Raw genomic sequence first — 22,164 nt, 5'->3', positions numbered from 1 at the left:
GGTGACCCGAGCCAGGGGTTTGGAGTAGGATTCGTAAAGGGGGTACAGGATGGTGGACCGGCAGGACTTGCCGAATCGTGAAAGCTTGGCATTTGTCGAGGAACGTTACAACGATTACCTTCGCGACCCGTCCTCGGTGAGCGAGGCCTGGCGTGCCTACTTTGCGCATCTGACCAATGGTGCCGGCGCCCCGCCTAGGGGGCCATCGTTCAAGCCTCGCAGCATCTTCAACCCCGCTGGCGCTGCTGTCGGGGTCGAAGTGCCCTGTCCGGATGACGCCGCCGCATTCCAACTCCGCGTGGACAAACTCGTCCGCAACTTCCGGGTCCGTGGCCACATCCTAGCGCAGATCAATCCTCTAGGGACACGCTCGGAGCGAGTACCCGAAATCGAACCGGAGTATTACGGCCTCACCGAGGCGGACATGGACCGTCCTTGCTCCGTCGAGACGATCCGCACGTCGGAGATGCTCACGCTCCGGCAGGTGTTGGACCGACTGCACGACACCTATTGCCGTTCCATCGGTGTGCAGTTTATGCACATAGACAACCTCCAGGTTCGCGAGTGGCTCCAATCGCGAATGGAGTCCACGGGCAACCGGCTCGAGCTATCGAGAGAGGAGCAGATTCGCATCCTCACCCGGCTCTCCGACGCCGTGATCTTCGAGGAGTTCATCCAGAAGAAGTACCTCGGCGCAAAGAGTTTCTCGCTGGAAGGCACGGAGACGCTGATCCCGCTGCTGGACTTGGCCATAGAAAAGGCCGCGGAGCAAGGCATCGTCGAGATCATGATGGGCATGGCCCACCGCGGTCGTCTGAACGTCTTGGCGAACATCTTGGGCAAGGCGCCTCAAGATATCTTCCGCGAGTTCGAGGACGTGGATGCTCAGCTCTACGTGGGCCGCGGCGACGTGAAGTACCACAAGGGATACTCGGGCCGTTGGCGTGCTGCGAACGGGCGTGATGTTCTCCTTTCCCTTTGCTTCAACCCAAGTCATCTGGAGTTCGTGAACCCGGTCGCCGTGGGCCGTATGAGGGCGAAGATGGACCGCACGAACGACCATGCCCGCGAAAAGGGCATGGTGCTGCTGGTTCACGGCGATGCGGCGTTCGCCGGTGAGGGCATCGTACAAGAGACACTCAACCTGAGCGAGCTCGCTGGGTATACGGTGGGCGGCGTCCTTCACATCATAGTGAACAATCAGATCGGTTTCACGACTGGCCCCGAGCAAGGCCGCTCTTCGTACTATGCGACGGATGTCGCCAAGATGCTGCAAAGCCCCATCTTTCACGTGAACGGCGAAGATCCAGAGGCCGTCGCTCAAGTGGTGCGACTTGCGATGGACTTCCGCAGGGAGTTCCGCAGGGATGTGGTGATCGACATGTACGGCTACCGGAGGCTGGGACACAACGAAGGTGACGAGCCTTCCTTCACACAACCCCTGCTATACGACGCCATCGCCAAACGCAAGTCGGTACGCGAGGGCTACCTGGAGCACCTGCTCGCCCTCGGCGAGGTGACACGCGAAGAAGCCGACCGCATAGTCGCCAAGAGCCGAGAACGATTGGAATCGCATCTATCGGTGGCTCGCAGCGACGACTACCTCTTCCGCGATGAGCCGTTCACCGGGATTTGGAAGGGCTATGTCGGCGGTCGCGATTCCGACGTTCCGGACGCCGACACGGCAGTTCCGGCTGAACGGCTATCACAGGTCCTGAAGTCGCTAACACGGTTGCCCGCCGGGTTTACACCCCACCCGAAGATCGCGCGTCGATTGGAACTTCAGAGGCAGATGGCGGAGGGAAAGAAGCCGCTCGACTGGGCTACTGCCGAGGCGTTGGCCTTCGCCACCCTCGCGCTCGAAGGAACCCGAATCCGGATGTCCGGACAGGATTCCGAGCGTGGCACGTTCAGCCAGAGGCATGCCGTACTCCACGACGTGAAGACGGGCGAAACCTACATGCCTCTCGCACACCTCTCCAAAGACCAGGCACCGGTCGAAATCCACAATAGCCCGCTCTCCGAGGCCGGTGTTCTCGGCTTCGAGTACGGGTATAGCCTCAGCTATCCCGAGGCTCTGGTTATCTGGGAGGCACAGTTCGGAGACTTCGTCAACGCGGCACAGGTGATGGTGGACCAGTTCGTCGCTTCGGCGGAGAACAAGTGGAGGAGATTGAGCGGACTCACGCTGCTGCTGCCGCACGGACAGGAAGGACAAGGGCCCGAGCATTCGAGCGCACGGCTGGAGAGGTTCCTTCAGCTCGCGGCCGAAGACAACATACAGGTAGTTCAGCCAAGCACTCCCGCGCAGTATTTCCACCTACTACGACGCCAGGTTCTGCGGCCCATTCGAAAGCCGCTAGTAGTGATGACCCCCAAGAGCCTGCTTCGGCATCCCAAGGTAGCGTCTTCGCTGGAGGATTGTGCGTCCGGCACTTTCCGCCGGGTGCTCCCGGAGCCGGTCACGGGCGGCAGCGCCAAGCCGCCCCGAGTTCTTCTGTGTAGCGGTAAGGTGTACTACGAACTTGCCGAGCTGCGAGAGACGCACGCTCGCGACGACGTGGTGATCATCCGGCTGGAGCAGTTCTATCCACTGCCGGACGAACAGCTCTATGAGGTGCTCAGTGCTTTCGAGGACGGTACGTCTGTCTTCTGGGTTCAAGAGGAGCCGGAGAACCAGGGTGCTTGGCGATTCCTGAGGGCCGCTCTGGGAGACAGATTGTGCGGCAGGTTGCCCTTCGGCTGCGTCAGCAGACCCGCCTCGGCAAGCCCTGCGACCGGTTCGGGGAGCAGCCACAAGCTGGAACAGAGTATGGTGCTGGTGGAGGCGCTGGGCGATGAGTAGTATGGGGACCCCCGAGGCCTGTCATGCTGAGCCTGTCGAAGCATGACGTCGGGGCCTCGAGTCGTGGTACTCCATGAAGGGAACACGCGGCTTGCGCAGTCATGCTTCGACAGGCTCAGCATGACGATTGTGGCATGGCGGTTGTGGCTGGCGGTTGGGGCGTGGCGGTTGTGGCATGATTGTTGGAGGCGGGCGTGCTCTGCCCGGCTGGTGCCACAATCGAGTCCTGGCAACAACCCAAAGGAGTCGATATGTCGGTTGAACTAGTGGTTCCGGAGGTCGGCGAGTCGATCACCGAGGTGACAATCGCCAAGTGGTTGCGAGCCGAAGGCGAGATGGTGCAGAAGGACGAGGCAGTAGTCGAGCTCGAAACGGACAAGGCCACGCTGGAGTTGCCCGCGCCGGTGTCGGGTCGCGTGGCAAAGCACGCGAAGGCCCCCGGCGAGACCGCCGCCGTGGGAGAGACCATCGGTGTAATAGAAGAAGCGGCCGTTGAGGTGGGCGACGGCAAGCCGAAGAAAGGCGGCAAGCAGCCGAAGGCACCCGAGCCCATCGCATCCGTGGTCGAGGAGAAGAAGCCGGAGCCATCCAAGCCAACCCCCGTGGCTCCCACGCAAGAGCTTGCCGGCCGGCTCGAGGAAGTCGTGCCGATGACGCCTATCCGTCGCAGGATTGCTGAGCGGCTCGTCGAGTCCCAGCACACGGCCGCACTTCTCACTACCTTCAACGAGGTGGACATGTCGGCGGTGATGGCCCTTCGCGCGCGCTATCGGGAGACCTTCGAAAAGAAGCATGGCGTGCGCCTCGGCATCATGTCCTTCTTCGTGAAGGGCGCCATCGAGGCGCTGAAGCTGTTCCCGCAGCTCAACGCGGAGATCCGCGGGACCGACATCGTGTACAAGAACTACTACGACATCGGCATTGCGGTGAGCAGTGGCAAGGGGCTGGTCGTGCCGGTCATCCGCGGCGCGGAGAGGCTCAGCTTTGCGGAGACGGAGAAGGTGATCGAGGACTTCGCGCTGCGCGCGCGCGAGAACCGCATCGAGCTGGAGGAGCTGGAGGGCGGCACCTTCACCATCAGCAACGGCGGCGTGTTCGGCTCGCTCATGTCCACGCCGATTGTCAACCCTCCGCAAGTGGGTGTGCTTGGAATGCACGCGATCCAGGACCGACCGGTCGCACGCGATGGCCAAGTGGTGATCCGCCCGATGATGTACGTCGCACTGACGTACGACCACCGAATCGTGGACGGCCGCGAAGCGGTGACCTTTCTGCGCCGTATCAAAGAGTGCGTAGAGGACCCGACCCGCATCCTAGTCGAGGTCTGACCGCGCTGTCTTTGTCTCGGCAATGAACCAATCTGGCGTGACGGCAGAGTTACGTCTGCGAGTCGAGGTTCTGCAGGAGCAAGTTGAGGTCGCGGAGGTCCACCGCGCCGTCGCCGTTCAGGTCATAGCGCAGGTCGCCTTTGCCGATCTGCTTCACCAGCGCGTCAACGTCGAGCTGGTCCAGCTTACCGTCGCCGTTCAGGTCCAGACGCTGTCGCAGTTCCTTGTCGCCGACCACTGGCTTCCCCACGTCCACGGTGGGCGACAGTTCGGCAGCGAACACGCCCGCCACCCCGCCAGCTCCGAGGTTCCGCGCGCCACTGAGGAACGCGCACACCTTCCCGGTCGCGTCCGTCACCGGGGATGCACACTTGCCGCCCGCGCGCACACCCGCCGGAGTCGCGGACACGCATCGGGTGGTCTTGTCGGCACGGGAGTAGCAAAAGACGTTCGCAGCCCGAGCCCCGCCGGTCCCTGGCAGCGCTGATGAGGACGACAGGAAGAACACACGGTTGCCGTCCCCCGATATCGCCACGCTGTTAGGTTCTACGCCCTCGGGCATAGTGGTGAACCGCTCGGTCTTCTTGGAACGAAGGTCCCGAACGAACACATCCGGCGCCTTGTTGGAGTCTCCGCTGACCAGTGCGTCGTCTGCGCTGACAAAGGCGACAACGGAGCCGTCGTCCGAGATGGCAGCGGCGTTGCAGTCCTTTCTCGCGGGCTTTCCGTCTGCACCGAGGGACACCATCTCGATGCTCCTGCGCTCTCGGTCATAGCGGTAGGCTTGGCGAAGACCGTTGCCCGGCGCCCCATGCAGGTCCTTCGCGTCGCTGAGGAACAGAACGTATCTGCCGTCGGGAGTGATCCCGGCTACTACACTGGACGCCCCGCCGGGAGCGCCGCTTTCTGCCAACGAGATGGCCGAGACGCTGCTCGAGGACCGATCTAGCAGCCACACCTGCGTTCGCCCAGGAGGGTCCTGTGACGTGGAAGGAGCAGTCATGGCAACGAACCTCGCATCTGCGCTCACTGCGATCTCTCCGGAGCACGGACCCATGGGCCCAGGCTCATTGAGCGCGATGGGTGTCGTGGTCTTGGCGGCGCGATCGTACAGAAACACCTCGCCGGATGCCGTTACGATCGCGATGTGGCGACCGTCTGGGTCCAGCGCCAGCCCCTTCACGTCGGGTCCCAGGCTCGGTGAAGTAGCCGCCACCAGGCGGCCGTCGGCACGAGTGTAAACGTATACGCCGGCAGCCCCCTTCGCTTCTGCACCCAGGTTGACCGCTTTCGACGCGAATGCGACAATGCTGCCATCCCGGCTGATCGCCACAGCCGTAACCGGCGCACTCAACGGCTTACCGTCCGAGGTTCGCGACACGAGCGTAACACTGTTCGCGTCTGCCCAGCCGACAGCGGCTCCGACGAAAACAGCCACGGCAGAAGCCACTCGATACAGTCCGATGAACCGCTTCATAGCCCATCTCCTCTCTCTCAAAGGCGAATCCGCAACACCTACAGAGGATACTAGAGAACGAGCGGCGGGCGCACGTGGGTTGCCGGGTCTGAGACAGCGAGTGCTTCGGCAAGGGACCGCGAGACCTATGCCCTCGCTATCGCCCGCGAAGGATCGGCACAGCAACGTTGATCATCGGCAGCGACACCGTCGCCACGTTGCTGCCCGCGCCGCAGTTGCTGATTCGATAGGTGAAAGAGTCTCCTCGCAGCGTGTTAGATCGGTAAGTGAACGAGCCATCGGGATGGAGCTCGAACTCTGCAGCGTACCGGGGTGCAGACACGAGCTCCACGCTCTGACCGTAACCCTTCATGACGGTGTCGTTCTTCAGCACCCCATTGTCGGCCGAGACGATGAGAGTAGACCCGAGCGAGATGAAGTACCTGTCGTCGCGGGCGACCGGTTCCTCGTAGGGTACGAAGTTCAGAAGGAGGTCGTCCCCCAGCCCTAGGGTGACCGGGATCACCAAGTTACCCGTCGGCCCAGAGGGCACGCAACCCGCGAATCTCACGTCGTGACTGACGCGGTCTTCCAGGCGCACCGCGAAGGCATGGCCAGCCGCCAGCCCTAGACGCTGGATGGTTGCGACTGTGGGGCTCTGGGCCTGCAACCTGAGCGAGCTAGGCCCGAGATACGTCACGTCCAGGTGCGGGCCGGCGACCACTTCCACGCTCCACACCGACGAGTTCCACTCGGGTGTGTTCTGGAGCATGCCCCCGAGTACCAGGCCGTTGAACGCAACCCTCTCGATGCCCGGCACCAACGGGAGCCCTTCCGAGTCGAAGGCATCGCGCCACGATGCACCGGAGTAGAACTCGGCCGCTCGCCTCGCCCCTTCGTCCGTCCCGTCGGTGATGGCATAGAAGGCTCTCCACCGAAGCTCGGGCGGCACCGCTTCGCCCTGAAGCAGGTTCACTCTGAGCACGTTTCGGCTCGTCTCCTGTGTCATGAGGGTGCCGTTGTGCGAATAGTTGCTGGCAAACTCCCCGAGTGTGATGGTCGGCGCAGCTCCCGTGAAGTCCTGCATCTCGCCGTGGAGCGGGATGATGCAGATACCGGTCCCGGGCATCGTGGATGAGGGCGGGTAGAAGTTGTGGATGTACCGAACGTCCGCCAATGGTATCGGGTCGGGGCGTGCAATCACGCCATCGTACAGGGTGAGAACTGCGCCCGACAAGTCACGCACTTGCGAAACCATGCCCTTGTTCAGCACGAAGGGCATGTATGCGTCCGCGCTCGAAGGGCCAGTGCCGTTGCGCGATATGGTCCTCTCGTCCCGCAGCACGCGTCGGAAGAACGATACCTTGGCAGTGCTCGTGAAGGGTCCCCCAGTGACGACGCCATTCGTAACAAGCGCATTGAAACGTGGGTCGAGCGGGCGTGTGTCATAGTTGCCGATGTCCGAGAGGTCCCACGGACTCTGCACGATCTCCAGCACGTCCGGCGTTTCGGACCGAGTGGTCGCGAGAACCGATCCCCCCGAGACGAGACGGAAGTCGAACCCGGGCAGATCGGCTTGTGTCGTACCCCCTCGGTAGTTGATGAGGGGCCGGTAGAATCGGTCCATGATGCGGGTCGGGTGTACGCCGACGTAATCGAACACAGCCGGCCCGCTGCCGACCCTGCGCGAGCCTAATATGCCGGAGCTGTAGTAATCCGTATTGACCAGTAGATGCTTGCGGTTCCAGAACCACCGCGCAAGCCCCGTCTCCGTATGGGAGGGCATGTCCGGCACACCTTGCAGCAGCGCCAGTGATATGGTCGAGAGGTAGATGCCCGCAGCGGTGAGCTTGTTCAGATTGACATACTCCGAGATGATCTCATAGCTTCGCGAGCGAGTCTCGAGAGGCTCGATAGGTAGAGCTCCGTCCTCTTCGTCCCCGTCCCAAGTATCCATGTAGTGACGGTGCTCGATGTAGTTCTCTAGGATCGCACGGGCAGTCTTTGCGTCGTCAGGGAAGCGATTGAGCGTTGCACCCTTGATCATGCCGAGCAGTCCCTTAGCTGCCCACTCGATGTACTGACAGGAATGTCCCCTCGCCACGCCCCAGACGCTATCTATGTTCGAGAGGCCGCATAGCGCGTACGTTCCCAACACGGCCTGCTGCCACGCCTGGTAGCGTTCTCTCTGCGTACTGCTGAACGCCTCGCCACCTGCGGCCAGCATAGAGTCGTAGAAGGAGAGCGCGTAGAGGTTGTGCCAGTACTCCTGCATCCCCCAGTTGAACACCGTCTGGTCGTCGGGCTTCTTCTCGTACCGGTGTTTGAAGTCCGGTGTCATCGTTGCGTCAATCCCGCCGGTGTCGAACAGGTCGAGATGCAGTTTCAGAGCATTCGTGTAGTGGCGCGGGTACCAATAGTCGCCGCGGATGCGGTGTAGCCAATAGGCAATGGCTGGTGCCCAGATATACTTCTCGGAGTGCCCGTTCAGGTTGTAGCCGCTCCAATAGATGAATGGGGCTTGGTTGTAGATCTTGCTGCGCGTAACGATGTCCAGGGGAAGATACAGGTAGCAGACTGCCACCGCCTCCATGATGGACGTTGAGAAGAGCGGGTGCTCGTAGGTGTTGCTCCCGTCGAAGGTGACGTACCAGGTAATGCCTACCTGCGGCGGAGTTGCCATCAGGTTTTCGCAGATTCGCTGCGCGCGAACGATTTCCGTCGGGGTCGCACGGCCGTACAGGTGCTTGACGGCTATGGCCATCGCATAATGCGCGCTCGGCATCGTTAGTGGCCGGTATGTACCGGAGTACAGTGCGATGTCCCATATCTGCGGTCGCACGCCTGGGCCGGGAGTTGCTGTCGTGTCGATCGTGAGGCGCCAATACCGTCCGGTGATCCCCTGGGAGCGCCAGAAGCGAACCACCGCATAGTGGTTAGTATCCGCCTGTCCGACGAACCGCTCGTGTGTCACTGGAGCCCACGTGGAGCCGTCTTCCGAGCATTCGAGTGTGACGTCCCAGAGCCCATCAGCAGTGAAACCGAGGTAGGCGAGGCCCAGAAGTATCGCTTTGCTCTGCTGGATATCGAGGGTGTATTCCCAGTGCGACTCCCCTTCGCCCCCCTGCCAAGCCGTGTTCGACGGGCGGCTCGCATACTGGAAGTCGTCTACCGAGTCATGGGCATAAGACACACTGCTGCCCGGGAAAGTCGTGGACGCCCACCCCGCAGCCTGGCGAGAGGCGATGGTGGGGATCGTCTCGTAGCACCAGCCATTCAACTCGTCCCACCGGGTCTCGAAGTAGCGGAACGTGCTGTCGATCTCGTCCAGGAACCGAACTTCCGCGGGCGATTGGCCCGAGCTTGCCAAAGCTAGCAACAGCGACGAAAGGCCGACAAACGAATTGCGCAGCAAACAGCTCATCGAGTCATCATCCTACGTACAACGCAAGCGAGCCGCAAAGCCCGTCATGGCGGCCATAGCCGCAATCACGTCGCGAGGTGCGCGAGCCGCAGTCTCCGATCGCTCCCTCGAGGGACTACCGGTCGACACGCTGCCAAAGCGGGCAAGTGCCGTGCCTAATCAAGTCCATTCTACGCGGAATCCCGCCGTTGTGCAACGCATTTGTGCTGAGATTCTTCACTTATCTTCCCGATTCGGCCAGTCCGTCCAGCAGAGCCCATCGAAGACCTCGGGATGAGACCTGAACCTCGAGTGCTCCAAGCGCAGCCATGGCTCGCTCTAGGATGAGTGCTCCAGCGTGGATGGCGACTTCTCGACCAGCTTCGAGCCCCGGTATCGTGGCTCGCTCGTCGGCGCTCATGTCGCACAGCATCTTTCGAAGCCGTTGCACGTGCTCCAGGGCGAGGACCCAGCCATGGACCGCGTCAGGGTCGAACCCGACACCCCGCGAAATGGAGGCCAGGTTGACCCCGGTCGAACCTACAGTCGCGATCGGGGATGCCTGGCCAGGAGGCTCGGAAGCGAAGAGCACATCCGCAGCCTCGCCAGCAGCATGTACCAGGCGCCCGGGGCAGGGGCCGGAGCCCAGAAGGCCGGCCGCGAGCATTGAGGCGCCAATCGGGTAGCTGTACTCCGCCGAGACACTGCAGATCTCGGTGCTGGCACCACCGATGTCGACCACTGCGCCCATCGGTCCGGCAAGCAGAGGGTCGCGAGACACGGAGAGGTAGCTCAGGCGACCCTCCTCGCGTGGTTGAAGAACCCGCACCTCCAGGCCGATGCGTGCCAGGCGATCGAGCATCTCGTGGGAGTTCGAAGCGATGCGCAGCGCCATCGTCCCCACCGCCGACACAATCTCCGGCTCCAACACAAGTGCCTCCTGTAGGAGCGTCGTGCATGCCTGTGTCGTGCGCTCCATCGCCGCCTCGGAAAGAGCGTCCGTCTCGGCCAAGCCTTCTCCCAGGTGTGTCACCACGCACCGCTCGACCACGCGGTGCCACTGGCCCCCGCGGAACTCCGCTACCAGGAGCAGCACCGAGCTAGACCCGATGTCGAAGACTGCACGTCGTGTACCTTCCTGCGGCATGGCTCTAGTGTAACGCCTTCTCGCAGGGACGATATGCCAGGGAGGGGAATCGAACGGGTATGAACAGGTTGAAGGGAAAGGTTGCGGTGGTCACCGGAGCCGGATCGGGCATCGGTCGCGCCATCGCGGAGCGGTTCGTCGCAGAAGGCGCGCAGGTATTCATCGCCGAGATCGACCCGGAAACGGGCAAGCAGGCTGCGGCGGAACTGGGTAGCCGAGTGCGTTTCGTGCGCACCGACGTGACCCAGCGTGCGAGCGTGTACGAGATGGCCGAAGCGGTGCGCGCTGAGTTCGGGGTTCTGCACGTTCTGGTGAACAACGCAGGCACGAACTTCTTCTGCGACCCGTTGAATGCAGACGATGCCACGTGGCAGGCGTGCATAGACCTAGACATGAAGGGTGCGTGGATCTGCGTCCAAGCTCTCGTGCCTCTCATGACGGAGGGGGGCAGTATCCTCAACATCGCCTCGACCCAGCCGCTGCGTACCCTCCCCGGCACATTCCCATACGGGGCCGCGAAGGGAGGGTTGCTGGGAATGACTGCGGGCTGGGCGTGCGACTTCGGCCCTCTCGGGATTCGCGTCAACGCGGTCCTGCCCGGCTTCATCGTAACCCCGCTTACCTATCGTACCGAGACGAACCCCGAGGCGGTGTTCGAACGTCAGATCCGGGCACAGACGGTCAAGCGACTGGGGACTCCCGAGGACGTTGCCTGGCTTGCGGTCTATTTGGCCTCCGATGAGAGCGAGTTTATGTCAGGAGCGCAGATCATCCTGGACGGAGGGCGAAACGTGATGAACGCCGGGGTCCTACCACCAGACGCTTAAGCTGCACATCGGTGGAATAGCCTGCAACGCGCTCCGACAATCCTATAGTACGGAGGACCGCAGAAGGTACTCTAGCGCCAGAAGGGGGGCGATACTTAGCTATGCAAATCGTCGATTCGGCTGTCGAGCATTATATGCGCTCGCTGGCTCCCAGCCGCCATCCAGTGCTTCGAGAGATGGAAGCATATGCTGCAGAGAAGAACTTCCCGATCATCGGCCCGCTGTGCGGTCGCCTTCTCTATCAGTACGCGATGATGGTGGGGGCAAAGCAGGTGTTCGAGATGGGGTCGGGCTACGGCTACTCCGCCTTCTGGTTCGCGATGGCGGTGGGTCCCGATGGCCGGGTGGTGCATACGGATAATAGCGAAGAGAACAGCCGAAAAGCAAAGGAGTTCCTCGGGGCCGCGGGCCTTGCCGACCGTGTGGTGTTCGAGGTGGGAGATGCACTGGAGACGGTCCGCAGGTACGACGGTCCCTTCGACGTGATACTGATTGATGTGGACAAGCAGGGATATCCAGAGGCGTTGCGGCTGGCCAAAGAGAGGGTTCGTGTCGGGGGGCTGATCATTACGGACAACGTGCTGTGGTCCGGAGCGGTGGCCCATCCACCATCCGACAAGGCAACGGAGGCAATCCTCGAGTACAACCGGGCGGCCTACGACGACCCCGAGCTGTTGACCACCATCCTGTCGGTGCGAGATGGTCTTGCCGTTTCGCTTAGGCTTGGCAACGGCGCGGAATCGCGGCTCTAGTCGCCGATCCGTCTGGAGACTTCGTTCGTCATTGGTGTTGGCTTGACTTGCAGCCGACGGCAAGGTAGCATCTGTCGGGCGGACAAAAGACGCCCGCTACCGCGCATGGACGGCACTCGGTAGCACCGGAGGGAGACGTAGTGAAAGCGTATCGCATCCTCTCAGTAGCGCTGCTCTGCACGCTTGCAGCTGGGGTCCTCGCGCAGGCTCCGTTCACCATCATTCGACCGGCCGAAGGGGCCAGAGTCCGTGAGGTCGTGAAGGTTCACCTGCCCAAGAACAGCGTCCCGCCAGGCGGTTATCTGTCCATCTGGGTGGACGATGGCAAGGAGAAGCGCTTCTTGGAGGCTACGCTGCCCGATGTCAAGGGGGACGTGTACGAGTATCTGCTCGACACCAAGAAGCTGCGTCTGCCGGACGGGCCGTGCACCATCGAGGTCGTGTTGTACGGTCCTTCGGGTGTCATGGACAGCAGCAAAGTCAACGTCACCATCGCCAATCAACAGGAGATCACGGTGCCCAAGGCAGGGGCGGTGCTGAAGTACCGGTATCGCCCGAATACGTCGTGGGTGTACGACGTCAAGGCGACGCTCTCGATGCTCTCCATTTCGCTAGAGGAGGAGCAGCGGGGCGCCACGGCAGCAGAGCAGATTGTTCTCGAAGACCGATTCCCGCTCGAATACAGCATCTACAACGTCTATCCCAACGGTAATGGACTGTTGAGGGCTCGTCCCTTGCTCGACGAGTCGGGGACCATTGTTTTCCAGCGACCTGGTGGCGGCTTCGACGTGGTGACGGACGACCAACTCAACTCCGTGTTCCTGGAGCTCAACCCGTTCGGTCGCCGCGTGTACATGTCGAGCCCGGGCTACGCCGATCCTTTGGGCACCTCGGGCAGTAGTGCTGGACATCTCGTGCTTCTGCCCCTGCCGATCCTTCCGGCCGAGCCTCAGGAACAAGGTGGCACTTGGTCTGCACGAACCGAGATCCCGGGTGACTACCACGGTAACCGAAACACCGTCGCGACCGTGGCGGAGATACCGACAAAGGCAACGCTCGTTGGGTTCGAGTGGGAGCAGAATCGGCCCTGCGCTCACATCCGCTACGAGTTCGCAGTCGGAAAGCTGACGGACCAGAAGGCTGTAACAATCAAAGGCACTGCCGTTCCGGATGCTCAGGTGTCCGTGGTGCAGGACGTGTGGTTCGCGATGGACATCGGCACGGTAGTCAAGAGCGACCTGGTGATGACGGTTCAGGGCACGACCAGTGCGGGCATGACCGGCGGCGAGGCTCCGGCGGGACCACGCGGAACACGTGGCGGAACGCGGGGAACGCGAGGCCCGACCGTAGGCATCGGTCCTCGTGGCGAGGACGAGGACTACGGTCCGCCTGGGCCGGGACCCGGGATGATCGGTCCCGCCGCGATGGGGCCCGGCGGAGCAGGTGGTGCGGAGATGACCGGCGGCGGACTGGCTGGGATGGGCGACGGCAGACTGCGCGTGCGGATGCGCGTGCAGATGGTGCTCAGGAACTAGTCCAGTGACGGACGCTGAACCGGGCGCGGGTTCGGGGCAAGCGCCGTCCGAAGAAGCTCTGCCGGATCCCGAGGAGAAGCGCGGTACCATTGTCGAGCACCTCGACGAGTTGCGAACGCGCATCATCAACTCATTGATCGCTGTCGCTCTGGGCTGGGTCATAGGCTACGCGGTGGAGCCGTTCGTGTATGAGGCGCTGGCGGCACCCCTGTTGGAGTATGCCAAGCACGGTAAGGGCGTCGAAATCGTCTTCAGCAACTTCGCAGCGCCCTTCTTCCTGCGTTTCCAACTCGGCCTGGTGATGGGTCTGGTGCTGGTTGCCCCGTTTCTGGCACTGCAAGTCTGGGGTTTCGTTGCGCCGGGTCTCACGCGCGGCGAGCGGCGGATCGTTCGGACAATAGCCCCGATATCGGTAGTGTTGTTCTTCTTGGGCGTTGCGCTGGCGTGGTACGTGCTGCCGGCGGCGTTCAAGTTCTTCCTTCGCTTCCTGGAGGACTTCGCTGACGCGAAGCTGTATCAAGACCCGAAGGCCTACGTGTTCTTCGTCGTGAAGATGTTCATTGCGTTCGGTGCCGGGTTCCAGCTGCCGGTCCTCTTGGTTGGGCTGGCGCGGCTCGGCGTCATCACGGAGGAGATCGTGTGGCGCTACTGGAGGCATGCCCTGGTGGGCATCGCCTTCGCCTCGATGATTCTCACACCGAGCGGCGACGCGTTCTCGATGATGGTGTTGTTTATCCCGTTAAGCCTGCTCTACTTCGGAAGCGGTGGTGTGATCCGCCTGCTATCCGTAAGGGATCGCAGGCGCGCCGCCCGCGCGGCCCTAACGGCTCAGCAGTGACCGTAACCGAGTTCCTAGAGATGTTGCGGTCCGAACCGTCGGTCGCTTCCTGCATTCAGCACTGTGTGCAGATCCCGGCCCGGAAGGCGAGGACTCTGCCAATTCCGGACAGCCTGGCGGAGCCTGTACGCAAAGCCATCGAGAGACAAGGAATTGAGCAGCTTTATTCCCACCAGCGTCGCGCGTGGGACTTAGCCTCGGAGGGTAGGGACGTTGTCGTAGTGACGGGTACGGCGAGCGGCAAGACCCTCTGCTACAACTTGCCGGTGCTGGACCGGCTGGTACGAGAGCAGGGTGCGCGCGCCCTGTACCTATTCCCGACCAAGGCGCTCGCGCAGGACCAGTTGGGGAAACTGCACGCCATGTTGCACAGTACGGGAGTGCGAGCCGCGACCTATGACGGTGACACACCGAAGGAGCAGCGCAGCACCATTCGCTCCAACGCAGGCATCATCCTCACGAATCCGGACATGCTGCACATCGGCATCTTGCCGAACTACCAAGTCTGGCTCAAGTTCCTTCGGGGACTCCGGTTCGTGGTGCTCGATGAAATGCACGTGTACCGCGGCATATTCGGCTCGCACGTCGCTAACATTCTACGTCGGCTGTTTCGGCTGTGCGTTAGTCTAGGTGTCCCTTCACCTCAAGTAGTGGCATGCTCTGCAACCATCGGCAATCCAGGTGAGCTAGCCGAGGCGCTTCTTGGACGGGAGTGCGAGGTGATCGCCGAAGACGGGTCGCCTACAGGCCCCAAGAGCTTCGTTATCTGGAATCCGCAGGTGATCGGCTCTTCGGGCGAGCGCAGGTCACCGAACTTGGATGCTGCGAGGCTCATCGCCTACCTCGTAGAGCACGGGATCCGCAGCATCGGATTCGCTAGAGCCCGCGTGACCACGGAGCTGCTGCTGCGCTACGCCCGCAGCCACCTCGCCGAGGATGCACCCAAGCTGGTAGGCATGTTGGAGTCGTATCGGGGGGGCTACACTGCCGAGGAGCGGCGCGACATCGAGCGTAGGCTGTTCGGCGGCGAGCTGCTCGGGGTTGTCGCCACCAACGCGCTCGAGCTAGGGATTGACGTGGGAGGGCTGGATGCGGCTGTCATCAACGGGTATCCGGGCAGCGTGTCGAGCGTTTGGCAACAGGCCGGTCGCGCGGGCAGGGGGACGGAGCCGTCCGCTGTCTTCTTCGTGGCACACAATGACCCCCTAGAACAGCACCTGGTCCGTGAGCCATCGGCACTTCTGGATGCAAGGCATGAGCAAGCCAACATCAACCCTGGCAATCGCTATGTGCTGGAGCATCAACTTCGTTGTGCGGTCTTCGAGCGCCCGATGGACGAGTCGGAGGTCGCGATGTTCGGCCCGAACGCAAAGGCGGTGCTGAACGGACTGGTGGAGAATGGATCGCTGGAGTACCGTGCTGGGAGGTATTTCTGCCCTGACCTGCACACGCCCGCTGCCGACGTGGACATCCGTAGTGCCTCGGGCGCAGTCTACGAGATCGTCGATGCCGACACGTATCGCAGGCTCGGCACCGTGGAGGAGAATCGGGCGTTCCAGGTTGCACACGAAGGCGCGACCTACTTGCATCGGGGAGAGCAGTACCTCATCGAGTCGCTCGATATCGAGACCCGGACGGCCATGGCGAAGCGCACCGAACTCTCCTATTACACGGAAGCGCGCACCGAGACCGTGATAGACTTCTTGGTGAAGGTCGCTGAACGCAAGATGCCACAGGGTGTGGCCGCCTTCGGAAGCGTTCGGGTGACGCAAGTCGTGACAGGCTACTCCATGCGCGCGTTGCTGACCGAGCACTTCCTCGGTTTCGAACCTTTGGATCTCCCCGAGCGGTCATACGAAACGCTGGCAGTCTGGCTGACGCTCCGACCGCCGGGGGATGATGAGAAGGAGCGGATCCAGTTCGGCATGGGATTGCACGCGCTGGAACACACCTTGGCCACCGCTCTTCCGGTGTTGGTGGGATGCGACCCGGGGGATACCGGCTCCACCTGGACCATGGGGCACCACAGCAGCGGACTGCCTACGGTGATTCTGTTCGACGATGTCCCCGGAGGCGTGGGCATCTGCGAGACGGGGTTCCGACGGCTCCCGCAGTGGCTGGACCTGGCGCTTCGGGTGGTCGAAGGCTGTCCGTGCTGGGATGGGTGTCCTGCATGCCTACTGACGCCATGGTGCGGAAACCGGAACGCGGATTTGGACAAGCGGGCAGGCATCGCGCTTCTCGAATCGCTTCAGCTTTCGCGCTCGGGCGCAAGCTATAATCCGAGTCGGTGAGAAGGCGTCGTTCGAGGCTCAAGCGGGGCTGGTGGGTGTCGTCCGTTCTGTTCGTGGCGGCTGTACTTGTCGGCTGGCTGGTGTGGTGGGTGCCGGCGCAGCGCCTACAGACGCCGCTCGATGTGCGCTTCGTAGATGCTCCCGCCGGTGACGGCCGGTGAACGTCGGACTGGTCGGCTTCCCGTTGGTTGGCAAAACCACGCTTTTTCGGGCTGTTTCCGCGGGCCACGACTCCGGAGATTTGGCTGCGGTCGCGGTGCCCGATGAACGCTTCGTTCGACTCTGCGACGTCACCGGCAGTAAGAAGCATTCGCCCGCACATGTGTACTTCCACGACAACGTCGGCCGTTTCAGCCCCGGTGAATCGCGAAGCACCGAGCGACACTTTTTCGACGCGGCGCGCAAAGTGGACTGTCTGGTTCACGTCGTGCGTGGATTCCGCAACGACCAGGTCCCGTACCACGCCGAACCAGACCCCTTGCGCGACCATCGTGGGCTGGAGGACGAGCTGGTGCTGGAAGACCTGCAGTTGGTGGAGAACCGGCTGGAGAGGCTTCAGAAGCAGCACGAGACGCACATCTCGGGCTCGCCGGAGTCCAACGAACAGCGTCTTCTGCAGCGGCTGAAGGGTGAGTTGGAGCAAGGTCGGACGCTGCGCAGTCTGGAGTTAGAAGCCGAGGAGCGAAAGCTGATCTCGGGCTTTCAGTTCCTCACGGTCAAACCACTGATCGTCGCGCTGAACGTGGGCGAGGATCAGGCTGCCGCCCGCCCGGAAGACTGCGATGCAGCGCTCACGATAGACGCTGCGCGGCGTGGTGTGCCGGTGGTGTCGCTGTGCGCGACACTGGAAGCCGAGATCGCCGTGCTAGATGAGCAGGACCGACAAGAGTTCCTTAGCGATTTGGGGTTGGGCAGACCTGCCGCGGATCGCCTGATCCGAGCCGCCTACGAAGCGTTGCACGTAATCACCTTCTACACCACCGGTCCCAAGGAGACCAAAGCATGGGCGCTTCCCATGGGCTCGACTGCGCATGATGCTGCCGCGACCATCCATTCGGACATCGCACGGGGCTTTATCCGCGCCGAGGTGGCGCCGGTGGACGTGGTGATCGAGTGTGGCGGATGGGATGCGGCGCACCATGCGGGCAAGACAACGCTGCAGGGTAAGGAGTACGTCGTGCAGGACGGTGACATCATTCACGTGAGGTTCAAGGTATGAGGTTCTCGGTGCTACGAATTGCGTGGGCGGGTGCTTTGGTGGTCCTTCTCGCGCTGTCTGGCTGCATCCCCAAAGAGGCCGGATACGACGAGATGGGACGTCGCATCAAGAAGAGGCCTTCGGCACCGCAAGCTGCGGGGCCTTCGATGGAACGTGCTGCTGAGTCCGCTGCGGAGGGGTCCGCAACCAACGGTGCTCCGCAGGCGAACGGCGAGACAGCCACCCCCATCGAAGCGGTGACCCGTCCGCCCGATCCCGCCGTGGTCAAGCAGTCCTCCCAGTGTGCACAGCACATGTTGGAGCTATACAGCCACATTCCTGAGGCTCAGGCAGTGCTCCAGGCCGCAAAGCCCAAGACCGTAGATGACGTCGTCAAGATTGTGAATGTGGAGCTGGAGAAGCGATTGGGCAAAGAGGCCCTCGCCTGTCCGATCACCGGTCAGCGATATCAGGTCATGGACCAGAAGGCTATGGAGAAGGAGAAGTACGCCGGCATCATCGCAGATGCGAAGCCCCATCCCGACGGCACTCGATTCGTGGTCTCGCTGAAGCTCGGCCAGAACGGACGTCCCGAAGCCGCTATCTCAACCTTTGACGAGGCTAAGCGGGTGTATTCCGAGGCGAGGTATCGGATGCCTGAGCCAGGGACTCCGGCGCGCAAGTGTCTGGACACAATCAACGACCTGGCTCGCGCAATCGGCATGTACGCGCAGAGACATGACCAAAAGGTGCCCGAGGTTGCCGACTCGCTGGCAGCAAAGAAGGACCTGCTCGAGTTCAGGCCGCTTCAGGGCGACGAGTTCTGGGTGTGCCCAATCACGAAGAAGCCGTATTCTATCAACTTCGCAGCGCTGAACGGAGGAGTGCAGGCGCTGCAGAAGCGTCCGCCCAACACGGTCGCACTCATCTACGATTCGGTCCCGCACCCGGACGGCAGTCGGTGCGTGCTCTCCAACGGCAGCCTCGCACGTGTGCGTGCCGAGGAGTTCGCGAGACAGCAGCGTTAGGCATGGGCGGGTTGGATGTCAAGGCCCCCGGGCGCATCTGCCTGTTCGGCGAGCACCAGGACTACCTCGGGCTACCAGTGGTGGCTGCGGCAATCACTCGCTACATCTTCGTGTCGGGCGAGCCGGGATTGGCCCAGGAGCTGGAGATTGAGTTGCCCGACCTGGGCACCACGCGGACGCTGTCGCTAAGTCGAGAGAACACATACGAGAGCGGGCGCGACTACTTGGCCTCGTGCGTGAACGTGCTGCTGAGGCAGGGGGTTCGATGGCAGAGCGGCTACCGGGTGCGCATCAGTGGTGACATCCCTCAGCAGGCCGGCGTGTCGAGCAGCTCGGCGCTCGTGGTGGCATGGATGAAGTTCCTGCTTCGTGCTGCCGGGGATGCGCGGGGATGGAAGCCGGGAGAACTGGCGCGCTTGGGGCACGCGGCGGAGGTGACCGAGTTCTGCGAACCGGGTGGCATGATGGACCATTTCGCCGCGTCCTATGGTGGGGTGATCTGGGTGGATACGCGCCCGCCTTTCGCCTGCAGGCCCCTGAAGGCGGACATCGAAGGCATCATCCTGTGCCATTCGGGGCAGCCGAAGGCGACCATCGAGACACTGGCGACGGCCCGCAAGCACTTTACCGATGCCCTCCAGAAGGCGCGTGCGTTGGCACCGCACCTGGACATCGCATCCACTCCTATCGAGGAGATGCGGCGGCTGACGGACGATCTGAGCATACAAGAGCGCGACCTACTCGAGTGCCAGTGGATCAGCCGCGACCTCACCCCGCGTGGGTTGCAGGCACTCGAAGAGGGAGCTTCACCGGCCATTCTCGGAAGGCTGCTGACCGCTCACCATGAGCAGCTTCGCAGGCTCGGTGTCTCCACGGACCGGATAGATGCCATCCTGGATGCCGCTCTTGCTACGGGCGCGGTGGGCGGCAAGGTGAATGGTTCGGGCGGCGGCGGGTGCTTGTTCGTGCTGGCACCGGGCAGGGAAGAGCCCGTGATGAGGGCCATGCGATCCGCCGGTGGCACGCCGTGGTACGTCGAGGTGGCTCGCATGGACGACGTGCAGCCCGAGTAGGCGGGTGGTGGTTCCGGCGTACCGCCGGTTCTGGTTTCATCGCCGGGGCGGCGAAACCACGGAGGGGGCCTGGCGGCAGGGTGGAGTGGCGAGGTCGCGAAGGGTGGTTGCGCGGGTTCAGGAGGGGAGATGGGCACACTCACGGACAAGCTGACGCGGTCACTGGATGCCGCACTTCACAAGAGCGAGTGGCACAGCCTGGCCGCTGCCCTGCGCGGGCTCAGTGACGCGGATGCCGAGTGGATTCCCGCGCGCTACAAAGGCTTCCCATGGTCCAAAGGCAGCATCCGCGAGATCGTCGTCCACGTCGCCGCCGACATGCTCGTGCAGCACTCCATTGCATTCGGAGACGGTAGCCTGGACTGGGGCCAGGCACTCGCGCTGCCCGAGGTTCGGGAAGGCACGCTGGATGCGGCACGCCGACTGCTGCAGCGTGGTGCCAACGAGTCGCTCCGCACACTCGCAAATCTGAAAGACGACGATCTGGGACGGAGGGTGACTACCTGGGGAGGCAAGAAGATGTCGGCGGAGGGCTTCTTCGACATGCTAATCGAGCACGCGCTTTATCACGCCGGGCAGATTCGATACATCCGTTGCCTCATCGAGGGAGAGCGCGGTTGACGCTAGGAGTCGTGCTCGCCGCCGGACGCTCGTCGCGAATGGGTACTGCCAAGGCGGCCCTCCCCTTCGAGGGCTCCACGGTGGTCCAGGCGGTGGTCTCCAAGTTATACGAAGGCGGCTGTGATGTGGTACGCGTGGTGCTGGGGCACCATGCGGATGTGGTCGCCCCTCTACTGCTTCACTCGCGGGCCGAGATCGTGCTCAACCACGAGCCCGACCGAGGCATGATATCCAGTGTGCGAACGGGTGTCCGCTCGGAGGAGACTGTGGTCGCGAGGTGGCTGGTACATCCTGTGGACATCCCCTTCTTCAGACCCGACACGGTGCGAGAATTGCTCGCGGCCTCGAGGAAGGCACCCGACGACGTGCTGGTCGCGTGTTGCGGTGGAAGGCGAGGACACCCGATACTGATCCCGCGAGGTCCGGCGCTCCGAGTGCTGGAGGCAGCGGAGCGGCTGAGCGACTTGCTGCGGCACGAAGATGTCACGGTCGGGGAGGTTGAGACTGGCGACCCCGGCGTGCTTCGCGACATTGACACGCCGGAGGACGTCGGGCAGCCTCCCGGGACCGTTTCGGGCGACGCTGCGGAGCGGTAGGTACAATCCAACCTTCGAGGGTAGGTGCATCGGATGACCAAAGTCGAGATGAAGCTGGTTGCCGTGGGCGAGCAGGCCCGCAAGCCGTGGCTCTGGAGCCTCAGCCAGCAGTTCGATGTCAAGGTGAATATTCTCAGGGCGCACATTGACCGCGACTCGGGTTGGGTCGAGATCGAGCTAGAAGGCGCTTTGGAGGACGTGCAGCGGGCCACCGCCTGGCTTCACACCACCGGGCTCCACGTGGACCCGGTTCAGCGTTCCGTCTCTGAATGACCCAAGCGCCGCCTTTGCTCCCGCCTTATCCCCCGGAGGACTTCGACGAGTTCTGGGAGGGGGTGCTAGCAGCGCGGACACACAGGCCACCGGCCTACATCCGTGAGCACGACCCCGAGGATGACATTCCGGGGCACCGCATCGAGCGCATTGATTTCAAGGGTGACGCCGGCGGGCTGCTGCACGGTTGGATCGCGATCCCCGATGGTGTGCGACTTCCCGCTCCCGCCTTCCTCTGGTTGCCAGCCTATGGCAACGAGTCGCACGCACCGGACAGATACTCGTGCTACCCAGGCTTCGTGAGCATGTCATTCAACCTGCATGGGTTGCCGGCATTTCACGAGGAGCCGTACGTGCCGGAGAAGGGATACCTGGCTCGAGGTTTGGAGGGACCTGATACCTGGGTGTACCGGACAGTGGTCCTGGATGCGTTGCGCGGCCTAGACATTCTGGCGGTGCAGCCCGAGGTGATCCCGGAGAAGCTTTGCTGCGCCGGCTTGAGTCAGGGCGGGGGCTTGGCGATTATGCTTGCCGCTCTCTCTGACCGGGTGCGAGCGGCGTGTGCCGATCTGCCCTTTCTCGCAGCTATGCCGTGGACCATTCGGAAGGCGGCCTATCGCTACCCCTACAAGGAGATGAAGGACTTCGCCGATGCGCGTGCCCTGGGGATGGAGACCGTTTTGTCCACACTCTCCTACTACGACACGGTGAACATGGCCACACGGGCGAGATGCCCGGTGCAAGTGAGCTATGGCTCGAAAGACCCCGCCTGCCCGCCGAATACGGTACAGGCCATTCATGCAGCCCTGCCGGAGCCCAAGCGGCTCATCGAGTATGAGGGCCTGGGGCACGACTGGCACCCGGAGATGCCGGCAAACAACGTTGCCTGGCTGCGTGCCTGCATCTAGGCCGCCCGCCTCCCTCGGAACCTATTTAGCCATGCTTGACAA

General features: G+C 62.6%; 18 protein-coding genes. 15 read left to right on the top strand and 3 right to left on the bottom strand.

Features of this window, described 5'->3' with window-relative positions:
* Positions 1 to 49 precede the first annotated feature (49 nt).
* Positions 50 to 2,845, top strand: coding sequence for a 2-oxoglutarate dehydrogenase E1 component (locus HRF45_02040; GenBank protein MEP0765310.1), 2,796 nt, complete (start codon positions 50 to 52; stop codon positions 2,843 to 2,845).
* A 251-nt stretch (positions 2,846 to 3,096) separates the two neighbouring features.
* Positions 3,097 to 4,173, top strand: coding sequence for a dihydrolipoyllysine-residue succinyltransferase (gene sucB, locus HRF45_02035; GenBank protein MEP0765309.1), 1,077 nt, complete (start codon positions 3,097 to 3,099; stop codon positions 4,171 to 4,173).
* Positions 4,174 to 4,222: 49 nt separating this feature from the next.
* Here the strand turns inward: sucB and HRF45_02030 are convergent, their stop codons facing one another.
* The 3 genes from HRF45_02030 to HRF45_02020 form a co-directional block, all read right to left on the bottom strand.
* Complete coding sequence (locus HRF45_02030; GenBank protein MEP0765308.1) at positions 4,223 to 5,650, bottom strand: hypothetical protein; 1,428 nt, start codon at positions 5,648 to 5,650, stop codon at positions 4,223 to 4,225.
* Positions 5,651 to 5,786: 136 nt separating this feature from the next.
* Positions 5,787 to 9,053 carry a hypothetical protein gene (locus tag HRF45_02025; GenBank protein MEP0765307.1) on the bottom strand — a complete coding sequence of 1,089 codons (3,267 nt, stop codon included), beginning with the start codon at positions 9,051 to 9,053 and terminating at the stop codon, positions 5,787 to 5,789.
* Between the two features lie 220 nt (positions 9,054 to 9,273).
* Positions 9,274 to 10,179 carry a hypothetical protein gene (locus HRF45_02020; protein MEP0765306.1) on the bottom strand — a complete coding sequence of 302 codons (906 nt, stop codon included), beginning with the start codon at positions 10,177 to 10,179 and terminating at the stop codon, positions 9,274 to 9,276.
* 59 nt (positions 10,180 to 10,238) lie between these two features.
* On the opposite strand from HRF45_02020, the gene HRF45_02015 reads away from it, so the two are divergent.
* The 13 genes from HRF45_02015 (at position 10,239) to HRF45_01955 (ending at position 22,122) form a co-directional block, all read left to right on the top strand.
* Entirely contained in the window at positions 10,239 to 11,006 is a 768-nt protein-coding gene (locus HRF45_02015; GenBank protein MEP0765305.1) for a glucose 1-dehydrogenase, read from the top strand.
* Positions 11,007 to 11,107: 101 nt separating this feature from the next.
* Positions 11,108 to 11,758, top strand: coding sequence for an O-methyltransferase (locus HRF45_02010; protein ID MEP0765304.1), 651 nt, complete (start codon positions 11,108 to 11,110; stop codon positions 11,756 to 11,758).
* Positions 11,759 to 11,898: 140 nt separating this feature from the next.
* Complete coding sequence (locus HRF45_02005) at positions 11,899 to 13,293, top strand: hypothetical protein (protein ID MEP0765303.1); 1,395 nt, start codon at positions 11,899 to 11,901, stop codon at positions 13,291 to 13,293.
* 4 nt (positions 13,294 to 13,297) lie between these two features.
* A complete protein-coding gene (tatC, locus tag HRF45_02000) occupies positions 13,298 to 14,131 on the top strand; it encodes a twin-arginine translocase subunit TatC (protein ID MEP0765302.1) in 834 nt (277 codons plus the stop codon).
* Positions 14,132 to 14,151: 20 nt separating this feature from the next.
* Positions 14,152 to 16,425: a DEAD/DEAH box helicase gene (locus HRF45_01995; GenBank protein MEP0765301.1), complete on the top strand. Its 2,274-nt coding sequence runs from the start codon at positions 14,152 to 14,154 to the stop codon at positions 16,423 to 16,425.
* Positions 16,422 to 16,586, top strand: a complete 165-nt coding sequence (locus HRF45_01990; protein MEP0765300.1) for a hypothetical protein — start codon at positions 16,422 to 16,424, stop codon at positions 16,584 to 16,586. Before HRF45_01995 ends, HRF45_01990 begins: the two co-directional genes overlap by 4 nt.
* The gene (gene ychF, locus HRF45_01985; GenBank protein MEP0765299.1) at positions 16,583 to 17,644 is read left to right on the top strand and encodes a redox-regulated ATPase YchF; all 1,062 of its coding nucleotides are present in this window, start codon (positions 16,583 to 16,585) and stop codon (positions 17,642 to 17,644) included. The genes HRF45_01990 and ychF overlap by 4 nt, the downstream gene beginning before the upstream one ends.
* Before the next feature lie 8 nt (positions 17,645 to 17,652).
* A complete protein-coding gene (locus HRF45_01980; protein MEP0765298.1) occupies positions 17,653 to 18,651 on the top strand; it encodes a hypothetical protein in 999 nt (332 codons plus the stop codon).
* A gap of 2 nt (positions 18,652 to 18,653) precedes the next feature.
* A complete protein-coding gene (locus HRF45_01975) occupies positions 18,654 to 19,724 on the top strand; it encodes a GHMP kinase (GenBank protein MEP0765297.1) in 1,071 nt (356 codons plus the stop codon).
* A 129-nt stretch (positions 19,725 to 19,853) separates the two neighbouring features.
* The gene (locus HRF45_01970; protein MEP0765296.1) at positions 19,854 to 20,345 is read left to right on the top strand and encodes a DinB family protein; all 492 of its coding nucleotides are present in this window, start codon (positions 19,854 to 19,856) and stop codon (positions 20,343 to 20,345) included.
* A complete protein-coding gene (locus HRF45_01965; GenBank protein MEP0765295.1) occupies positions 20,342 to 20,941 on the top strand; it encodes a nucleotidyltransferase family protein in 600 nt (199 codons plus the stop codon). Before HRF45_01970 ends, HRF45_01965 begins: the two co-directional genes overlap by 4 nt.
* A gap of 33 nt (positions 20,942 to 20,974) precedes the next feature.
* Complete coding sequence (locus HRF45_01960) at positions 20,975 to 21,214, top strand: FeS-binding protein (protein MEP0765294.1); 240 nt, start codon at positions 20,975 to 20,977, stop codon at positions 21,212 to 21,214.
* Positions 21,211 to 22,122: an acetylxylan esterase gene (locus HRF45_01955; protein ID MEP0765293.1), complete on the top strand. Its 912-nt coding sequence runs from the start codon at positions 21,211 to 21,213 to the stop codon at positions 22,120 to 22,122. The genes HRF45_01960 and HRF45_01955 overlap by 4 nt, the downstream gene beginning before the upstream one ends.
* Positions 22,123 to 22,164: the final 42 nt, after the last annotated feature.

It is taken from the genome of Fimbriimonadia bacterium (assembly GCA_039961735.1).
Classification (GTDB): domain Bacteria; phylum Armatimonadota; class Fimbriimonadia; order Fimbriimonadales; family JABRVX01; genus JABRVX01.
The sequence above is the reverse complement of the archived record's forward strand: the minus strand, read 5'-3'. Positions and strand labels throughout refer to the sequence as shown.